The 17,595-nt window shown below is 59.7% G+C and carries 14 protein-coding genes, 1 tRNA gene and 1 pseudogene; 13 read left to right on the forward strand and 3 right to left on the reverse strand.

Annotation, left to right across the window (positions count from 1 at the left end; all coding sequences use genetic code 11):
• The first annotated feature begins 22 nt into the window (after positions 1-22).
• The 12 genes from fdxB (at position 23) to ACVWXW_RS10065 (ending at position 10,729) form a co-directional block, all read left to right on the forward strand.
• Positions 23-316 carry a ferredoxin III, nif-specific gene (gene fdxB, locus ACVWXW_RS10010; protein ID WP_011432079.1) on the forward strand — a complete coding sequence of 98 codons (294 nt, stop codon included), beginning with the start codon at positions 23-25 and terminating at the stop codon, positions 314-316.
• A 34-nt stretch (positions 317-350) separates the two neighbouring features.
• Positions 351-1,550, forward strand: a complete 1,200-nt coding sequence (gene nifS / locus ACVWXW_RS10015; protein WP_041436140.1) for a cysteine desulfurase NifS — start codon at positions 351-353, stop codon at positions 1,548-1,550.
• A 56-nt stretch (positions 1,551-1,606) separates the two neighbouring features.
• Complete coding sequence (gene nifU / locus ACVWXW_RS10020) at positions 1,607-2,545, forward strand: Fe-S cluster assembly protein NifU (protein WP_011432081.1); 939 nt, start codon at positions 1,607-1,609, stop codon at positions 2,543-2,545.
• Between the two features lie 277 nt (positions 2,546-2,822).
• Positions 2,823-3,701, forward strand: coding sequence for a nitrogenase iron protein (gene nifH, locus ACVWXW_RS10025; RefSeq protein WP_011430651.1), 879 nt, complete (start codon positions 2,823-2,825; stop codon positions 3,699-3,701).
• A gap of 95 nt (positions 3,702-3,796) precedes the next feature.
• A complete protein-coding gene (nifD, locus tag ACVWXW_RS10030; RefSeq protein WP_457403730.1) occupies positions 3,797-5,260 on the forward strand; it encodes a nitrogenase molybdenum-iron protein alpha chain in 1,464 nt (487 codons plus the stop codon).
• Between the two features lie 65 nt (positions 5,261-5,325).
• Positions 5,326-6,861 (forward strand): nitrogenase molybdenum-iron protein subunit beta, encoded by a 1,536-nt coding sequence (gene nifK, locus ACVWXW_RS10035; protein ID WP_457403731.1) that lies wholly within the window; start codon positions 5,326-5,328, stop codon positions 6,859-6,861.
• A gap of 253 nt (positions 6,862-7,114) precedes the next feature.
• Complete coding sequence (nifV, locus tag ACVWXW_RS10040) at positions 7,115-8,302, forward strand: homocitrate synthase (protein ID WP_457403732.1); 1,188 nt, start codon at positions 7,115-7,117, stop codon at positions 8,300-8,302.
• Positions 8,292-8,441, forward strand: coding sequence for a hypothetical protein (locus ACVWXW_RS10045; RefSeq protein WP_011432085.1), 150 nt, complete (start codon positions 8,292-8,294; stop codon positions 8,439-8,441). The genes nifV and ACVWXW_RS10045 overlap by 11 nt, the downstream gene beginning before the upstream one ends.
• Entirely contained in the window at positions 8,438-8,701 is a 264-nt protein-coding gene (locus ACVWXW_RS10050; RefSeq protein WP_011430646.1) for a nitrogen fixation protein NifZ, read from the forward strand. Before ACVWXW_RS10045 ends, ACVWXW_RS10050 begins: the two co-directional genes overlap by 4 nt.
• Complete coding sequence (gene nifT / locus ACVWXW_RS10055) at positions 8,698-8,898, forward strand: putative nitrogen fixation protein NifT (RefSeq protein ID WP_011430645.1); 201 nt, start codon at positions 8,698-8,700, stop codon at positions 8,896-8,898. Before ACVWXW_RS10050 ends, nifT begins: the two co-directional genes overlap by 4 nt.
• A gap of 335 nt (positions 8,899-9,233) precedes the next feature.
• A complete protein-coding gene (locus ACVWXW_RS10060) occupies positions 9,234-10,490 on the forward strand; it encodes an L-lactate MFS transporter (protein WP_457403736.1) in 1,257 nt (418 codons plus the stop codon).
• A 155-nt stretch (positions 10,491-10,645) separates the two neighbouring features.
• Positions 10,646-10,729, forward strand: a tRNA-Leu gene (locus tag ACVWXW_RS10065).
• Here the strand turns inward: ACVWXW_RS10065 and ACVWXW_RS10070 are convergent.
• Positions 10,730-12,913, reverse strand: coding sequence for a glycosyltransferase 61 family protein (locus ACVWXW_RS10070; RefSeq protein WP_457403734.1), 2,184 nt, complete (start codon positions 12,911-12,913; stop codon positions 10,730-10,732).
• A 193-nt stretch (positions 12,914-13,106) separates the two neighbouring features.
• On the opposite strand from ACVWXW_RS10070, the gene ACVWXW_RS10075 reads away from it, so the two are divergent.
• Positions 13,107-15,803 carry a phycobilisome rod-core linker polypeptide gene (locus ACVWXW_RS10075; RefSeq protein WP_457403735.1) on the forward strand — a complete coding sequence of 899 codons (2,697 nt, stop codon included), beginning with the start codon at positions 13,107-13,109 and terminating at the stop codon, positions 15,801-15,803.
• A 50-nt stretch (positions 15,804-15,853) separates the two neighbouring features.
• Here ACVWXW_RS10075 and ruvB read toward each other — a convergent pair whose 3' ends face one another.
• Both ruvB and ACVWXW_RS10085 read right to left on the reverse strand, forming a co-directional pair.
• Positions 15,854-16,990, reverse strand: coding sequence for a Holliday junction branch migration DNA helicase RuvB (ruvB, locus tag ACVWXW_RS10080; RefSeq protein ID WP_457388670.1), 1,137 nt, complete (start codon positions 16,988-16,990; stop codon positions 15,854-15,856).
• Between the two features lie 140 nt (positions 16,991-17,130).
• Positions 17,131-17,595, reverse strand: a pseudogene (locus tag ACVWXW_RS10085) (photosystem II q(b) protein); the annotation flags it as partial.

The following is a 17,595-nucleotide window of genomic DNA, read 5'->3' on the forward strand; positions in this document are numbered from 1 at the left end:
CTCATCTTTTGGAGACGCGGCCATGGCTACTGTAACTGCTCTCACCAAAGGCGGACTGCCCTGGATCCCACAGTTTATCGAAAGCCTGGATATCAGCCGCTGCCTCGGCTGTAGCCGTTGCCTCAAAGTCTGTGGCCGGGGTGTGTTCGCCCTCAGAGCCCTCAACGAAGACGGCGAGTTTGTCGACAACGAAGAGGAAGAAGAAAGTGAGCGCAAAGTGATGACCATCCTCAACGCTGCCCTCTGCATCGGCTGTCAGGCTTGCGCCCGCATTTGCCCAAAGCAGTGCCATTCCCACGCTCCGCAAGCCGTTTAACTTTGCCCAACCCCTATCTTGTACCGGAGCCTGTATGAACCCTGTGATCTACCTGGACAACAACGCCACCACCGCCGTGGATCCCCTGGTTCTGGAGGCGATGCTGCCCTATTTGCAGACCTTCTACGGCAACCCCTCCTCGATGCACAGTTTTGGCGGCCAGGTGGGGCGTGCCCTTAACCAAGCCCGCGAACAGGTGGCAGCCCTTCTGGGAGCCGACCCGACGGAGATCGTCTTCACCAGTGGCGGCACCGAAGGCAACACCACGGCCATTTATGCAGCCTTGGCAGCCCAACCCCAGAAGCGCCACATCATCACCACGCAGGTAGAGCACGCCTCGGTGCTCAACGTCTGCAAGCACCTGGAAAAACAAGGCTACCGCGTCACCTACCTCTCGGTGGATGAGCAAGGCTGCCTGGACTTGCTGGAGTTGGAAGCAGCCCTGACCGGCGATACTGCCCTGGTGAGCTGCATGGCCGCCAACAACGAGACGGGCGTGCTTTTCCCCATCGAGGCGGTGGGATCCCTGGCTCGCAGCTATGGGGCTGTTGTCCATGTGGACGCAGTACAGGCGGTGGGCAAGATCCCTCTCGATCTGCAGCGCCTGCCGGTGGATCTCCTCACCCTTTCCGGGCACAAGCTGCATGCCCCCAAGGGGATCGGCGCCCTCTATGTGCGGCGGGGCTTTCGCTTCCGTTCTCTGTTGCTGGGAGGACATCAAGAGCGGGGCCGCCGCGCCGGGACGGAAAATGTGCCGGGCATCATCGCCCTGGGCAAAGCGGCTGAGCTGGCCCAAGCCCACCTGGGGGATCCCCATGAGCGGCTGCTGCGGGATCGCCTGGAGCAGGGCTTGCTACAGCGGATCCCGGATGTCCAGGTTAACGGCCACCCCACTCAGCGGCTGCCCAACACCACCAACTTGGGCTTCAAGTTCGTGGAAGGGGAAGCGATCCTCTTCTGGCTGAACAAATACGGCATCTGCGCCTCCTCCGGCTCCGCCTGCACTTCCGGATCCCTGGAGCCCTCCCATGTGCTGCGGGCCATGGGCCTGCCCTACACCGTTTTGCACGGCTCAATCCGCTTCAGCCTCTCTCGCTTTACCCAGCCGGCAGAGGTGGAGCGGGTGCTGGAGGTTTTGCCGGGGATCATTGAGCATTTGCGGGCCATCTCCCCCTTCAGCCACGAGGCGGAAGACTGGCTGCAACAGCAGGAACGGGAACTGGCTCGCCGCTGACCCCCCTCAAACTCATCTTCCCTCGACCGTTAGCATCCTCAACTCAGGATCCAGCCATGTGGGACTACAGCGAAAAAGTTTTGGAACTCTTCTACCACCCCAAAAACCAAGGGGCGATGGATCCCAGCTCCGAGCCTGGTGTTCGGGTGGTGGTGGGAGAAGTGGGCAGCATCACCTGTGGCGATGCCCTGCGGCTCTACTTAAAGGTGGACGAGGCCAGCGAGCGCATCTTGGCTGCCAGCTTCCAAACCTTCGGCTGCACCAGCGCCATTGCCTCTTCCTCGGCCCTGACGGAGCTGATCACCGGCCTCACTCTGGATGAAGCCCTGCGGATCGACAACCGCCAGATCGCCGATTACCTGGGCGGCTTGCCCCCCGCCAAGATGCACTGCTCGGTGATGGGGCAAGAGGCTCTGGAGGCAGCCATCTACAGCTATCGCGGCCTTCCCCTACCTGACCATACGGATGATGACAGCGCCTTGGTCTGCTCCTGCTTTGGCGTCAGCGAGCAAAAGATCCGCCGCCTGATCCGGGAAAACCGCCTCACCTCCGCTGAGGAAGTAACAGCCTACAGCAAAGCGGGTGGTGGCTGTGGTTCCTGCCTGGCCCAGATTGAAGACCTGATTGCCGCCGTTCTGGCCGAGACCGACACGATCCCTTCAGAAGATTCAAGAAATTCAAAAGGGAACTCCCAAAACCAGACAGAGCCCTCTCCTGCTGCTCCCCCTCCTGTCTCGGCAACAGCGACACCCCCTCCCCTCACCACCTTGCAAAAGATCGCCCGCATTCAGGCCGTCCTGGAGGAGGAAGTTCGCCCGCTGCTGTTGGCCGATGGCGGCGATGTGGAGCTGTACGACCTGGAAGGGGATCAGGTGTGGGTACGCCTCAAGGGATCCTGCACCACCTGCCCCAGCCAGCAAAACACCCTGCGGTTGCTCATCGAAACCCGCCTGCAAGAACAGGTGTGGCCCACCTTAACCGTGCATGCCCTCTAGTTGCCCATTCTCGATAAGCCTGAGAGCCCTATGATCTGCCCCACTGTTACTCCCCGTCGCTTCCCCCATCTCCTGCCTCGATTCGGGAGAGCCCCACCGTTCAACCGGTTTGCTTTTGGATTCCAAGGGATCCAAGGCTGCCTCCCCGCGAGCTGAAATCCTTTGCAGTAAGGATCCCGTCTCGCTAATGCGACCAGTTGCGCCCATTGGCAAGAGATTTCTAACCCTTAAGTCGCCCTCAAGTTTTTCCTCAAGTCTTCATTAGGAGAACTGAACCATGAGACAAATTGCATTCTACGGCAAAGGCGGTATCGGCAAATCCACCACCTGTCAGAATACCGTTGCTGGTATGGCCGAATTGGGACAGCGGATCATGATCGTCGGCTGCGACCCGAAGGCCGATTCCACCCGCCTCATGTTGCACTGCAAAGCCCAGACCACCGTCCTTCACCTGGCGGCTGAGCGGGGATCCGTAGAAGACGTGGAGCTGGAAGAAGTGGTGCTCACCGGCTACCGAGGGGTGCGCTGCGTGGAATCCGGTGGCCCCGAGCCTGGTGTTGGCTGTGCCGGACGAGGCATCATCACCGCCATCAATTTCTTGGAAGAAAACGGTGCCTACGAGGATCTGGACTTTGTCTGCTACGACGTGCTGGGGGACGTGGTCTGCGGCGGTTTTGCCATGCCCATTCGGGAGGGCAAGGCCCAAGAGATCTACATTGTTTGCTCCGGCGAAATGATGGCCATGTATGCGGCCAACAACATCGCCCGCGGCGTGCTGAAATACGCCTACTCTGGCGGCGTGCGCTTGGGTGGCTTGATCTGCAACAGCCGCAAAGTGGATCGCGAGATCGAGCTGATCGAGGCTCTGGCCGAAAAGCTCAACACCAAAATGCTGCATTTCATCCCCCGCGACAATGTGGTTCAGCACGCAGAATTGCGCCGCATGACGGTGATCGAGTACTCCCCCGACTGCAACCAAGCTGACGAGTATCGGGCCTTGGCCAAAAAGATCATCAACAACACGGATCTGAGGATCCCCACCCCCATCTCTATGGATGAGCTGGAGCAGTTGTTGATAGAGTTCGGCGTTTTGGACGACGACCAGAAAATCGCCCACCTCATCGGCAAAACCGAAAAAGAGTTGGCCCCTGTCTGATCCCCGAAAAGACGGGCTGGGGGTAGCTGGTTTCCTCCCTCAGCCCCCCTTCGCACTGTGGCTTTTATCCATGACACCCAATAGCTGAGGTTCTCATGACTACTCTGAAAAGTACCCTCAAAGAGGAAACCCGGAAAATCGTAACGGAGGTTCTGGAAACCTACCCCGAAAAAGCTCAGAAAAAGAGAGCTAAGCACCTCAACGTCTATGACGAGGGCAAAGCAGATTGCGGAGTAAAATCTAACATTAAATCCATCCCCGGCGTCATGACCACCCGCGGCTGTGCTTACGCCGGTTCCAAAGGAGTGGTGTGGGGGCCGGTCAAAGACATGATCCACCTCAGCCATGGCCCCGTGGGCTGCGGCTACTACTCCTGGTCGGGAAGGCGCAATTACTACGTCGGCACAACCGGGGTAGATACCTTCGTTACCATGCAGTTCACCTCCGATTTTCAGGAGCGAGATGTGGTGTTCGGGGGGGACAAAAAACTGGCCAAACTCTTGGTGGAAGCCAGCGAACTCTTCCCCTTGGCCAAAGGCATTACCATCCAGTCCGAATGCCCCGTCGGCTTGATCGGGGATGACATCGAGGCAGTGGCCAAGAGAGTTTCCAAAGAAATTGGCAAGCCGGTGGTACCGGTGCGCTGCGAAGGCTTTCGGGGGGTTTCCCAGTCCCTGGGCCACCACATTGCTAACGATACAGTGCGGGACTGGGTTCTGCCCATTGCCGACAAGAAAGCCAAGGAGGGATCCCTCAATTTTGAGCCCGGCCCTTATGATGTGGCCCTGATTGGGGACTACAACATCGGCGGCGACGCCTGGTCTTCCCGGATTTTGCTGGAGGAGATGGGCCTGCGGGTAGTGACCCAGTTTTCCGGCGATGGCACCTGGAACGAGATGCTGCTTGCCCCTCGGGTGAAGCTGAATCTCATCCACTGCTACCGCTCCATGAACTACATCTGCCGCCACATGGAGGAAGCCTACGGGATCCCCTGGCTGGAGTTCAACTTCTTTGGCCCCACCCAAATTGCCAAATCCCTGCGGGCCATCGCCCAGCGGTTTGACGAGACCATCCAGGCCAAGGCAGAGCAGGTGATCGCCAAGTACAAGCCCCAGAGCGAGGCCATCATTGCCAAGTACCGTCCCCGCCTGGAGGGCAAGCGGGTGATGCTGATGGTGGGCGGACTGCGGCCCCGCCACGTCATTCCGGCCTTCCGGGAGCTGGGCATGGAGGTGATTGCCACCGGCTACGAATTCGGCCACGGCGACGACTACAAGCGCACCACCCAGTACATCGACGACGGCACCCTCATCTACGATGACGTGTCCGGCTACGAGTTTGAAGAATTTGCCAAGAGGTTGAAGCCAGATCTCATCGCCTCCGGCATCAAGGAGAAGTACGTCTTTCAAAAGATGGCTTTGCCCTTCCGCCAGATGCACTCTTGGGACTACTCCGGCCCCTACCACGGCTACGACGGCTTTGCCGTGTTCGCCCGCGATATGGATCTGGCCTTGAATAGCCCCACCTGGGATCTGGTCAAAGCCCCCTGGAAGTCTTAGCTTGCCGCCGGGATCCCAAACGCGAACGGCCCTTCCTTCCCCTGCCCCTCATTAGGAGACCGACCATGCCGCAAGATATCCAAGACATCAAAGATCACGCCCGCCTGTTTCAAGATCCGGAATATCAGGCGCTTCTGCAGTGCAAGCAAACCTTTGAAGATCTCCCTTCCCCGGAAGAAGTGGCCCGGGTGGCCGAATGGACAAAATCTTGGGAATACCGGGAGAAAAACTTTCAGCGGGAAGCTTTGACGATAAACCCTGCCAAGGCTTGCCAGCCCTTAGGGGCCATCTTCGCCGCTGTCGGCTTTGAGGGAACTCTGCCCTTCGTCCATGGATCCCAGGGGTGTGTGGCCTATTTTCGCACCCATCTCACCCGCCACTTTAAGGAGCCCTTTTCGGCGGTCTCCACCTCGATGACGGAAGATGCGGCGGTGTTTGGCGGCCTCAAAAACCTAATCGAGGGACTGGAAAATGCCTACGCCCTCTACAAGCCCAAGATGATCGCCGTGTGCACCACCTGCATGGCGGAGGTGATCGGGGATGACCTGGGAGCCTTCATCACCACGGCCAGAAATGAGGGAGTTATTCCCCACAACTTCCCGGTGCCCTATGCCCACACGCCAAGCTTTGTGGGATCCCACATCACCGGCTATGACAACATGCTCAAGGCCATTCTCAGCACCCTCACCGAGCCGGTGGGCCGCACAGGCAGCAATGGCCACATCAACGTCATCCCTGGCTTCGATACCTACGTGGGCAACTTGCGGGAGATCAAGCGCATCTTCGGCTTATTTGGGATCCCGCTGACTTTGCTGGCGGACAACTCCGACTATTTGGATTCGCCCAACGACGGCACTTTCCACATGTATCCCGGAGGAACCCCTTTGGAGGCGGCTGCCCAATGCCTCAACGCCGAGGCTACTTTTTCCTTCCAGCGCTACACCACGCCCAAGACCCTGGAGTTTCTAGCAGAGGCCTCGGGTCGGCCCACCCTGACGGCGCGGCCAGTGGGTATTCGGGGCACGGATGAGTTTTTGATGCAGCTATCCCAGTTAACGGGCAAGCCCATTCCCGCCGAGCTGGAGATCGAACGGGGCCGGGCGGTGGATGCTTTCACGGACTCCCAAGCGTGGATCCACGGCAAGCGGGTAGCCCTGTATGGGGATCCGGATCTGGTGATGGGCTTGCTCAGCCTGTTGCTGGAGCTGGGAGCGGAGCCGATCCATGTGGTGGTGACCAACAGCAACGAGGAGTTTGAGACCGAGGCGCGGACGCTGCTGGCCTCTAGCCCCTATGGGCAGGGGGCAACCGTCTGGGGGGGCAAGGATCTCTGGCATCTGCGCTCTCTGATGTTCACCGAGCCGGTGGATCTGCTGATCGGCAATTCCTACGGCAAATACCTGTGGCGGGATACGGGCACACCTTTGGTGCGCATCGGCTACCCCATCTTCGACCGCCACCACCTGCACCGCTACCCCACCTATGGCTATGTGGGGGCGCTCAACCTCCTTAACTGGATTGTCAACACCATTCTGGATGAGGCAGATCGGCGCAGCATCATTCCCGGCAAAACCGACATCTCCTTCGACTTAATTCGTTGATGGCCAGAGCAGCGGGATCCCAAAGGCCGGACTTTGTCGGACTTTGTCAAGGATCCCCTGCTCCAAAGACTCCACCCCGCTAAGAGGAACAGCCAAGCCTTACAGGAATCTGATGAATTCTGCGGCAACTTGGTTGAGCTTTCTACCCTGGACATGATTGCCCTGACGCAACCGGGGTCCCGCTAGCGGTGCGGAGCACCATCGACGGTTACCGATTGCCTAGGCGGGCCGTAGGTCTTGGAGGATGGATCCCATGAATTCCTCTGTTACCATCAACGACACCACCCTGCGCGATGGGGAGCAAGCAGCAGGGGTAGCCTTCCAAATCCCCGAGAAGATCTCCATTGCCGCCCTCTTGGATGCCATTGGCGTACCCGAAATTGAGGTGGGGATCCCGGCCATGGGCGCCGTGGAAACGGAAGCCATTCGCGCCATGCTCAGCCTGGGGCTGCGGGCCCACCTGCTGGGGTGGAACCGGGCTGTGCCCAGCGATATCCTCGCCTCTATTCGTTGCGGCCTCAAGCGGATCCACATCTCCGTGCCGGTCTCGGATCGGCAAATCGCTGCCAAGTTCCAAGGGGATCGCCCTCGGCTGCTGCGACAGTTGCGCCAATGCGTGGAGATGGCCTTGGAGCAAGGGCTGTGGGTCTCGGTGGGGGCAGAAGATGCCAGCCGCACCCCCCTGGAGCAGGTGATCGAGTTGGCCCAAATGGCCCAAAGCTGGGGCTGTCGGCGCTTCCGCTACTGCGATACGGTGGGCATTTTGGATCCTTTTAGCACCTACAAGCAGATTCGCCGTCTGGTGCGGGCCATCGATATCCCTGTGGAGATGCATACCCACGACGACCTGGGCATGGCCACTGCCAATGCCTTAGCCGGAATCCGCGCCGGCGCTCAGTCGGTAAACACCACCGTCAACGGCTTGGGGGAACGGGCCGGCAATGCCCCCTTGGAAGAGGTGGTGATGGCTCTGCGCTGCACCTTGGGGATCGATGTTGGGGTGGATACCCGCCGTTTGCGGGAGCTGTCTCAACAGGTGGCGCGGGCCAGCGGTGCTCCCCTCCCCCCCTGGAAGGCCATCGTCGGTGACAACGCCTTTGCCCACGAGTCGGGCATTCACGCTGCAGGGGTGCTGCGGGATCCCCAGACCTATGAGCCTTTCCCACCAGAAGCCGTGGGCGGCCAGCGGCGGCTGGTGTTGGGCAAACACTCCGGCAGGCATTTGCTGCTGCAAATCCTCAAGGAACAGGGGATCCCTGTCGAGCAGATCCCACCTGGCCAACTGGAAAAGCTCCTGGAACAGGTGCGGCAGCACGTCACCCACTGCAAGCATCCGATCCCGCCCGCGGAGCTGGCCCGTTATTGCCGCGCAACGCTGACGCAATGGGCGCAACACACTCCAGAACCCATCCCAGAGGAGAGCCATCCCGATGTTGTCTAACCGCTTGTCCGGAAAGGAAACTTCCAAATCTCAGGCCATTTTGGCAGCCGTGTCTCGACGGGCGCGCCAAGTAGGCCGCAGCCTAACCCGCCAAGAGCTTTGTCAGGTGTTGGCAGAAATCACAGGAGGTACCCCATGAGCGACGAACTGGAGCTGGATCGCCCTCCCCAATTTGAGCTGGGCGACAAAGTCCGCATCCGTAAGGTCATCCGCAACGATGGCACCTTCTTCGGCCAGCCGGTGGGGAAAATCTTGGCCGTTCCGGGCGACGAAGGTTACGTGATTTCCATTGGCACCTTTCTACAACGGTTTTACGTCTATGCCGTCCACTGCTTGGCCAAAGGCTTGGTGGTGGGGTGCCGCGCCCAAGAGCTGGAACTTGTGGAGAAAGGGCTATGAAAGTCATCCTGCACGAAAGTGCCTACGGGCATTTGATGGTCTACGTTCCCAAAAAAGATCTGGAAGAATCGGTTGTGGCCACCCGTTCAGAGGCCGGGGAAACCATTTTCACCTTGAGCAACGGTTGGGAATTGTCCATCCCGGAGCTGCCGGAGCCTTTGTCTCTGCCCAAGACGGTAGAGGCCAAACGCCTCTAGCCAACGGTTGGCTGAACAATTCAAGCAATTCTATTCCTATCGGCTCATCCTCGAAAGGGCTGAGAGAATGGGTTGAACTCAGCTGTGACATACTCCCATCGCTGACCCTACAGGTACAGCGTGGGCTTCGCGCTTCATCGGGGAGCCTTCGCAAGAACCCTCCACGCGCAGACACGGAATGCCCTACCGCGTAGTTGTACCAGATTCCGGCAACGCCGTTTTGTACAACTACTCCCATCATACACCATGTGGGGGTATCTGTATCCCGACACTGATGCTACGGTTACAGTGCGGGGCTTAGCTACCCCACGCCCCCACAAGCTAACAAGCTCCAAATACCCATGAAAAGGGTTGGATCCCCCATTACTTTGTATAGACAACCAGCCTATGGAGGGAGATGGCTTTTTATCCTCCTGGGGCTCCTGGTTCTTCTTTGCCTGGGAACCGTCTATTCCTGGAGCATTTTCCGCAAGCCTCTGGAAACAGAGCTGGGGATCGGGGCCAGTGAGAGCCTGCTGCCCTACACGGTTGCCCTCGTGTTCTACGCTACCCTCATGCCCATCACAGGGTTTGTCATCCCCCGCTGGGGATCCCGCCGAGTACTGGCTCTGGGGGGCAGCTTGGTGGGTTTGGGCTATGGGCTGGCCAGCTTCGCCCCCTCCATTGGGTGGATCACCCTCTGCTATGGGGTGATTGCCGGTAGCGGAGTAGGGGTTGCCTATGGGGTGCCGATGGCCGTGGCAGCCCGTTGGTTTCCCGATTGCAAGGGATTGGCGGTGGGGTCCACCATTATCGGCTTTGGCCTATCCCCCCTGCTTACCGCTCCTCTAGCCAACCGCTTGATCGAGGCACTGGGGGCTCGGCCTACGCTGCTGATTTTGGGGATCCTCTTTGCAGCGGTGATCTTGGGGATCGCAACCCAACTGAGATTTCCTCCCCCCGATTGGATCCCTTCCTCACCTTTTCCAAGAAAATCCACGAATGGCCCAGATCGCTCTCCGTTGACTTCTCGGCGCTCTCTCCCTCTGCTGAGAAACCCCTCCTTCTATGGCCTGTGGATCTGCTACGCCATCGGCACTCTGATCGGTTTAAGCGCCATTGGGATTTCTGGTCCTGTGGGGGAAGAGCTGATCGGCCTGGATCCCCCTGCGGCTGCCAACAGCGTGGCTCTCTTCGCCATTTTCAACGGGCTCAGCCGTCCTCTGTTTGGCTGGTTGGCCGATCGATTACATCCCCATCAGGTCACTACGGGCTCCTATGGGCTGATCCTGCTGGCCTGTGGGCTGATGCTCCTGCCTCCCCAGGGATCCCTTCTGGGCTACTGGGTAGCCTTTTCCTTGCTTTGGTTTTGCCTGGGGGGGTGGCTGGCCATGGCTCCCGCCCTGACCCTGCGCTTGTTTGATCCCGAACGCTACGCCCAGAACTACGGCATTGTGTTTACCGCCTATGGAGTTGGGGCCTTGGTGGGAACGATGATCGCGGGGCAAATTCGCGATAGGCTGGGCAGCTATAGCTATACCTTTTATGGGATGGCCGCCTTGGCGGTGGTGGGGATCTGGGTGGCCAACGTTTTTTTGAAAGAGAAGTTGTAGGAGCTTCAAGCCAGCGGGCACAGCAGGGATCCCATCAGCAGGGGCAGCAATCCCCTACTTCATACCCTCCACTGCAGGGCTGGGTGAACCAACTTAAAGACTTGCCTCCCCAAGGCGAGCAGTTTGGTAGAGTAGTACGGCTGTTGCCGACAGATGGGATCGTGGCGGAATGGTAGACGCTACGGACTTAAAATCCGTTGTTCCTAAAGAACGTGAGGGTTCGAGTCCCTCCGATCCCATCATCTTCTGATCCCTGTCTGTTCCAGCACCTCCAGCAAGTCCGGGATCCGAGCCCAGGCATCTTCTCGATCCAAATCGGGGCTGGAAAGAAGAGCCACCAAAGCCGGATCACAAACAGGTGCCACCAAGGGGAAGTACCTTAGCCCTGCCACCTGAGCAATACTCCAAAAATAGGGAAGCACTGCATTGCTGGGCAAGATCTCGATGACGGTGGTGCCGGGTGGACAAAAGGCGAGGTTGGTTAGGCCCGCCCCGTGGATCCCGATCACCGCCTCTGCCCCTTGCATTAGGGCTATTTGCTCTTGAAGAGAAAGGGTTTCCATTTGCACCGGTGCAAATCCCCAAGGGTGCAAACAGGCTAGCACCTCCGCTTCGTTGATCACCCGCCGCCAGCGGGCAGACCGACGGCTGATGTAAATCCGCCGCGGCTGCAGGGGGTCGATGGAGAAACTCGGCTGGGCCAGTTGCCGCAGCACCTCCAATCCCCTAGGGGTCAAGCACCCCACCGGAGCGCCTGCTGAGGGCACGATCAGGTTTTGGGCTTGCAGATGGGATCCCCCCAACTGCTCAAAGCTGAGGATGCGCTCGGCTGGGATCCCCAAAGCAGCCAAGCTCTGCACCTGAAAGGGCTTTCTTTGATACCCGTGGATCAAGATGGGGATGTCCTTTTCCAGGGCGCCCGACCGCCGCAGGATATCCAAGGCAGGCAAAATATCCACCATCCAGTGAAAGTAGTTGACCGCTCCCAAGGGCAAGAGGGCAACGGGGCCATCCAGTGGGATCGGTGGGGGGAGATGGGGCAAGCCCAGCAGGGGGTGGTGTCGCAGGTGATCTGGCCTGTAGTCCCAGTCGAGGAACTCCGGCGGCGGCAAGCTCAGGGATAGATCGGCGAGCAATTCTCCCCGGCGGGTGAGCACCCCGCTGGCAAAGCTGGCGTAGAGGTGGCGGGGATAGTGGCCCACGTGGACGGATCCTCGGGGGATCTGGGCGACAAAGGTCTCTGCCAAGGGGATGCGCTGCGGGCGCAACTTTTGCAAAATGGCGGGATCAGCCGCAGGGGGCGCTTTCAGACAGAGAACCCCCCCTGGATCCAGCAGTTGGTAGTCCCCTTCGCCCGTGGCCTGATGCCACTGTCGGGTGGTGAGGTAGCCTTGGGTTGGCACTGGCCAGAAGTCAGTTGTAGGGGGAGTGCTCTGGGAAAAGGAGTCTGCTGGAGGGGCAACGCCTTCTGGAGCCCAACGCTGCCGCCAAGCCGAGTACAGCAGGCAATCGGGGCCCTCCCCTCTGCATGCCTGCTCCAGTCCAGACCGCAGAGGGCTTTCTCTGCCGCTGCCCTCGCACCACGCCTGCACCCAATTCCGTTCCGCTGCCACCGCTCGGCAAACCTTCTCCCAAGCCGCCTCAGGGTGAGCCAACCGCACTTCCGCTTCCGCCCAGTAGCTGTAGAGCTGCGCTGTCCCGGTGCCCCGCGCCTCAGCCGCCTGGAAACACCCCACAGCCTGAACTGGATCCTGCAGATCCAGCCACGCCAGGCCCATCTGTACCCAGGGATCCCCCCACTCAGGGCGCAGCCGCGCAGCCTCCTGCAGAGGGGAAATCGCCTCTCGCAAACGGCCCAGCTTCATCAGGGCCAAGCCCCAGCGCCAAAAACTCTCTGCCGCCGTCGGATCCTGCTGGCAAGCCCGCTCAAACCACTCCGCTGCCGCAGCCCACAGCCGGCTCCGCTCTTGGGTCAGGCCAATGCGGTGAGCAGCCAAAGCCTGGCCAGAAGACAGCTCCAGCTGTCCATCCCCCAACTCCAGAAGCTGCCGATACAGAGCTGCTGCCTGCGGCCAATGGCCCTTCTCCCACAGGCTTTCCGCCAAAGCCTGCAAGCTCCTCAGCAGGTGGTAGACGGCCTCGGATTCGGCCACCCCCCCCGCTTGCAGCATCGCCAAGCCCTCTTGCCACACCAGCTGCGCCTCCAGTTCCCGACCCAGCAGGAGATAGGCGGCTCCCAGCTCCCAATACAGCTCTGGAGAGGGGGATCCCTGCTCGAGCTGTTGCTGTAAAACCTGGGTAACGCGTTCGTAATGTCCCTGCTCCCAATCCTCAAGGAGAAAAGCGGAAGACAACAGATGGGAGGGTAGAGCTGGGTTGAGAGCCATGTCTTTGTGGATGAGAAACAGTGTTACAAACTGCAACAACCTCCCCACTCTGGGCCCGTGCCCCTAGTATTCTAGGCTTGGCTTCCCCCTCAGGGATCGGGCATCGATCCTTCTCAGCTCAGAGAGGGATGCTCCTCCAGTCGTGGGTCAGCCTCTTCACCCCCTTCGATGGCACTGTCCTCGGCCTTTGTCGGCAGTTTTTTCGATCAAAACGGAGTTTAAAAGATCGATGGGTATCAACGTATCCGCTGGCGCAGTCGTTTCCAACCCCCGTCTCTACCAAACCGTGCCTGTATCGACCATCTCCCAGGCGGAACAGCAGGATCGCTATCTGGGACGCACCGAGCTGGATCGCCTCGAGGACTTTTTCTCCAGCGGCCTGAAACGGCTAGAGATTGCCGAGGTCATTGCGGCCAATTCGGAAATCATCGTCAGCCGGGCAGCCAACCGCATCTTCACAGGGGGCTCGCCCATGGCCTATCTGGAGCGGCCAGAAGCGACCCAAGACGAGAAAGAAGCCTTCAAGCTGGGTACTGCCTTCTACGTGGAATCCACCGGCGGATTCATTGAGGCCATCCGCAACATCTTTAGCGCCAGCGGTGTGGAGATTCCCCCCAATTTCCGCCCCATCAACATCTCCCGCTACGGAGCTGCCAACATGCGCAAATCGCTGCGGGATCTGAGCTGGTTTTTGCGCTACGTCACCTACGCTTTGGTGGCCGGGGATCCCAGTATCATCGCCGTCAACACCCGCGGCCTGCGGGAGATCATCGAAAATGCCTGCTCCGCCGAGGCCACCATTGTCGCCATTCAAGAGATGAAGCGGGCAGCGGCTGGCTACTTCCGCAAAGATGCCGAAGCAGTTGCCATCATCAACCAATATTTCGATGTCTTGCTGAGCGAGTTCATCGCCCCCGCCCCTTCCGACAAGCTGCGGCAGCGCAATGCCAGCACCGCCGACGGCCTGCCCCTGCAGGGGCTGCAGCTACCCCAGGTTTACAACTTGGCTGCCGAGAAAGTTCCCGTTTTTGCCATGAAGCCGGGGCTGTCCAACGCCGAGAAAGAAGAAGTCATCAAGGCCGCCTATCGACAGGTGTTTGAGCGGGATATCCGCCGCGCCTACGGCCTCAAGCTTTCCGACCTGGAGTCGAAGGTGAAAAACGGCGAGATCTCCATGAAGGAGTTCATTCGCCGCCTGGGCAAATCGGAGCTGTATCGCAAGCAGTTCTACGAGCCTTACATCAACAGCCGCGTCGTGGAGCTGGCCTTCCGCCACTTCCTGGGGCGGGCTCCCGAAACCCGCGAGGAAGTGCAGACCTACTTCTCCATCATCTCCAGCAAGGGTCTGGCCGGCCTGGTGGACGCGCTGGTGGACAGCCGCGAGTACGGGGACTACTTCGGCGAGGAGACGGTACCCTACCTGCGCAAGCTGGGGATAGAAGCCCAAACCAGCGCCAACTGGGGGGCCAAATTCGACCTCTACACCTACGCTGCCCCCCGCCGCAAGGTGCCCCAGTTCATTACCCTCTTTGCCCGCTACAACCGGCCCCTGCCGGATCAGCATGCCTATGGCTCCGGCAATGACCCGCTGGAGATCCAATTTGGGGCCATCTTCCCCAAGGAAACCCGTTCCCTCAGCGCCCGCCCTGCTCCCTTCAACAAAGATGTCAAGCGCATCCTCATCCGGCGCGGCTTTGCCCTGACCAACGAGCGCACCAATCCCAAGGCAGTGGGGGATCCCGGCAGCCTTGGCCCGAAGGTTTTCAAGCTCACCCAAACTCCCGGCGATCGCAGCCGGCGGCTAGGGGTGCGGGCCGGCATTGTCGGCAGCGAGGGATCCACCCAGGCGGTGATCCGCGCCTGCTACCAGCAGGTGTACGGTTACATGCCCTACGAAGGCCAACGGCTGACCCGCTGGGAGATCAAGCTGGAGTCGGGGGAAATTCCTGTCAAAGAGTTTGTGCGCCAACTGGCCAAGTCGGATCTCTTCCGCAACAAGTACTGGTCCAGCTTGTATGTCTGCAAAGCCATCGAGTTCATCCACCGCAAGCTGCTGGGCCGACCCACCTACGGGCGCCAGGAGATGAACCGCCTATTTGACATCGCCTCCAAGCAAGGGTTCTACGCCGTCGTGGACGCCATCCTCGACAGCGAGGAGTACCAGCAGGTCTTCGGGGAAGATATCGTGCCCTATGAGCGCTACCTCACCCCCGGCGGTCTGGCGTTGCGGCGGATGCGGTCGGGATCCAGCGACATGGCTGTTGCAACCAAGCCCATTCGCACCGACGACGACATCCCTCTCTTTGTCAAGTTGGGTCAGCCTCGGGATATGCCTTCCGGCGAGCTGGAAATCCAGCGGCGGGCCCAGCAGGGGGTGCCCAAGGTACGCCAAGAGATCCCTGTCTTCAAGCTCACCAGCCTGGCCAACAAAGCGGAAGTCAACAACCTCATCCGCGCCGCCTACCGGCAGGTCTTCGAGCGGGATATGGACATCTACAACATCAGCGCCGAGCTCAGCTCTGCCGAGTCCAAGCTGCGCAACGGCGAGATCACCGTCAAGGAGTTCATCGAGGCCCTGGGGTGTTCCGAGCTGTACCGCTCCGAGTTCTATGCCCCCTATCCCAACACCAAGGTGATCGAGCTGGGCACCAAGCACTTCCTGGGCCGTGCACCCCTCAACCAGCAGGAGATCCGCAAGTACAACCAGATCTTGGCCACCCAGGGGGTGAAAGCCTTTGTGCGCGCCCTGCTGAACACCCAGGAGTATCGGGATCTCTTCGGCGAGGACACGGTGCCCTATCGCCGCTTCCCCACCTTGCCGGCGGCCAACTTCCCCAACACGCAGGAGCTGTACGGTCGCCTTACCAAGCAAAACCGCGAGCTGGTGGTGCCCAGCTTCAGCCCTGTGGGCAATGACCGCAGCTAGATATGGAGCTCTCAACCCCTTCTCTCCTTGCGGGAGAAGGGAAAGACAAATTAGCTCCACAAAGGCAGAGGAGACTGGGCTTCATAGCCCAGATGCCGTAGCGCAGCAGGGGTAACCACTCGACCCCGGGGCGTGCGCTGCAGGTAGCCGATCTGCAGCAGATAAGGCTCATACACTTCTTCAATGGTTTGGGGATCCTCACCCGTCACCGCGGCCATCGTCTCCAAGCCCACTGGCCCTCCACCGAACTGCTCCACCAGCACCGTCAGCAGCTTGCGATCGATCCAATCCAAACCCATGGGATCCACCTGGAACAGCTCCAGAGCGGCTGCTGCCACTTCTTGGCTAATGTGGCCATCCCCTCGCACCTGGGCGTAATCTCGCACCCGCTTGAACAGGCGGTTGGCAATGCGGGGCGTGCCCCGAGAACGGCGGGCGATCTCTGCAGCCCCTTCTGGATCGGTGGAGACATTTAAGAGGCGAGCCGTGCGCAGCACGATCTGCACCAGCTCGTGAGGCTCGTAAAAGTGCAGCCGTTGCACGTGGCCAAAGCGATCCCGCAGCGGAGAAGTGAGGGCGCCAATGCGGGTTGTGGCCCCGATGAGGGTAAAGCGTTCCAAGGGCAGAGAGGTGATGCGAGCAGAGCGACCTTTGCCAATGGTGATATCAAGACGAAAATCCTCCATCGCCGGATAGAGCAATTCTTCTGTAACCTTGGGCAGGCGGTGGATCTCGTCAATAAACAACACATCCCCCCGCTTCAAGCGCACCAAATACCCGGCAATGTCGCGGGGGCTCTCCAAAGCCGGCGCGGTGGTCATGTAGAACTGGGATCCCATTTCTGCCGCCAGCACTGCTGCCACCGTGGTTTTGCCTAGACCAGGCGGGCCGTAGAACAGCAGGTGATCCAGAGGCTCTTGGCGAGCGCGGGCCGCCGCAATGGCAATGGAGAGCACTTCTTTAAGTTCCGTCTGGCCAATATATTCCGCCAGGGTGCGCGGGCGCAGGGATTCTTCCTGGGCTTCGCCAGGGTGGGCTTGCGGCTGCAACAGGGCAGAGGGATCCGCTCCCCTTTCCCCAGCAAAGCTCAACTCTCTGCCTTCTTTTCTCCAGGCTGAAGACTTTTGCTGCCGCCGCTTGGGGCCCTCAGCGTTCTGGCCTGTATCCCGAGAAGAAATGATTGCCATATCCCTAAGTCACAGAGGCAATGGCCCCAATTTAACTCTAGAAAAGCTCTGGGAAAGATCACCCCAGCAAAGAGAACAAAAAAATCCCCCAGACCAAGCCGGGGGATCCACCAATGCTGTTGAAGCGTCAGGTCAGGCCATCAGCCACGCACCGCAGGCGCTACCTCCACCGCCGCCAAATCCAGCGGGAAGTTGTGCGCATTCCGCTCGTGCATCACTTCCATCCCCAGGTTGGCACGGTTCAACACATCAGCCCACGTCCCAACCACTCGACCGTTGCTGTCCACAATCGACTGGTTGAAGTTGAACCCGTTCAGGTTGAACGCCATGATGCTGATCCCCAGCGCCGTAAACCAAATCCCAATCACCGGCCAAGCCGCCAGGAAAAAGTGCAGGCTCCGGCTGTTGTTGAACGACGCATACTGGAAAATCAACCGGCCAAAATACCCGTGCGCCGCCACAATGTTGTAGGTCTCTTCCTCTTGCCCAAACTTGTACCCCAGGTTCTGAGACTCCTCTTCCGAGGTCTCCCGAATCAGGCTCGAGGTCACCAGCGACCCGTGCATGGCACTAAACAGCGCACCCCCAAACACGCCAGCCACGCC

This window comes from Thermostichus sp. MS-CIW-30, assembly GCF_054058015.1.

Bases quoted from the DNA above. Each gene is read 5' to 3' on its own strand.
- fdxB (WP_011432079.1), top strand. From the start codon at position 23: ATGGCTACTGTAACTGCTCTCACCAAAGGCGGACTGCCCTGGATCCCA.
- nifS (WP_041436140.1), top strand. From the start codon at position 351: ATGAACCCTGTGATCTACCTGGACAACAACGCCACCACCGCCGTGGAT.
- nifU (WP_011432081.1), top strand. From the start codon at position 1,607: ATGTGGGACTACAGCGAAAAAGTTTTGGAACTCTTCTACCACCCCAAA.
- nifH (WP_011430651.1), top strand. From the start codon at position 2,823: ATGAGACAAATTGCATTCTACGGCAAAGGCGGTATCGGCAAATCCACC.
- nifD (WP_457403730.1), top strand. From the start codon at position 3,797: ATGACTACTCTGAAAAGTACCCTCAAAGAGGAAACCCGGAAAATCGTA.
- nifK (WP_457403731.1), top strand. From the start codon at position 5,326: ATGCCGCAAGATATCCAAGACATCAAAGATCACGCCCGCCTGTTTCAA.
- nifV (WP_457403732.1), top strand. From the start codon at position 7,115: ATGAATTCCTCTGTTACCATCAACGACACCACCCTGCGCGATGGGGAG.
- ACVWXW_RS10045 (WP_011432085.1), top strand. From the start codon at position 8,292: ATGTTGTCTAACCGCTTGTCCGGAAAGGAAACTTCCAAATCTCAGGCC.
- ACVWXW_RS10050 (WP_011430646.1), top strand. From the start codon at position 8,438: ATGAGCGACGAACTGGAGCTGGATCGCCCTCCCCAATTTGAGCTGGGC.
- nifT (WP_011430645.1), top strand. From the start codon at position 8,698: ATGAAAGTCATCCTGCACGAAAGTGCCTACGGGCATTTGATGGTCTAC.
- ACVWXW_RS10075 (WP_457403735.1), top strand. From the start codon at position 13,107: ATGGGTATCAACGTATCCGCTGGCGCAGTCGTTTCCAACCCCCGTCTC.
- ruvB (WP_457388670.1), bottom strand. From the start codon at position 16,990: ATGGCAATCATTTCTTCTCGGGATACAGGCCAGAACGCTGAGGGCCCC.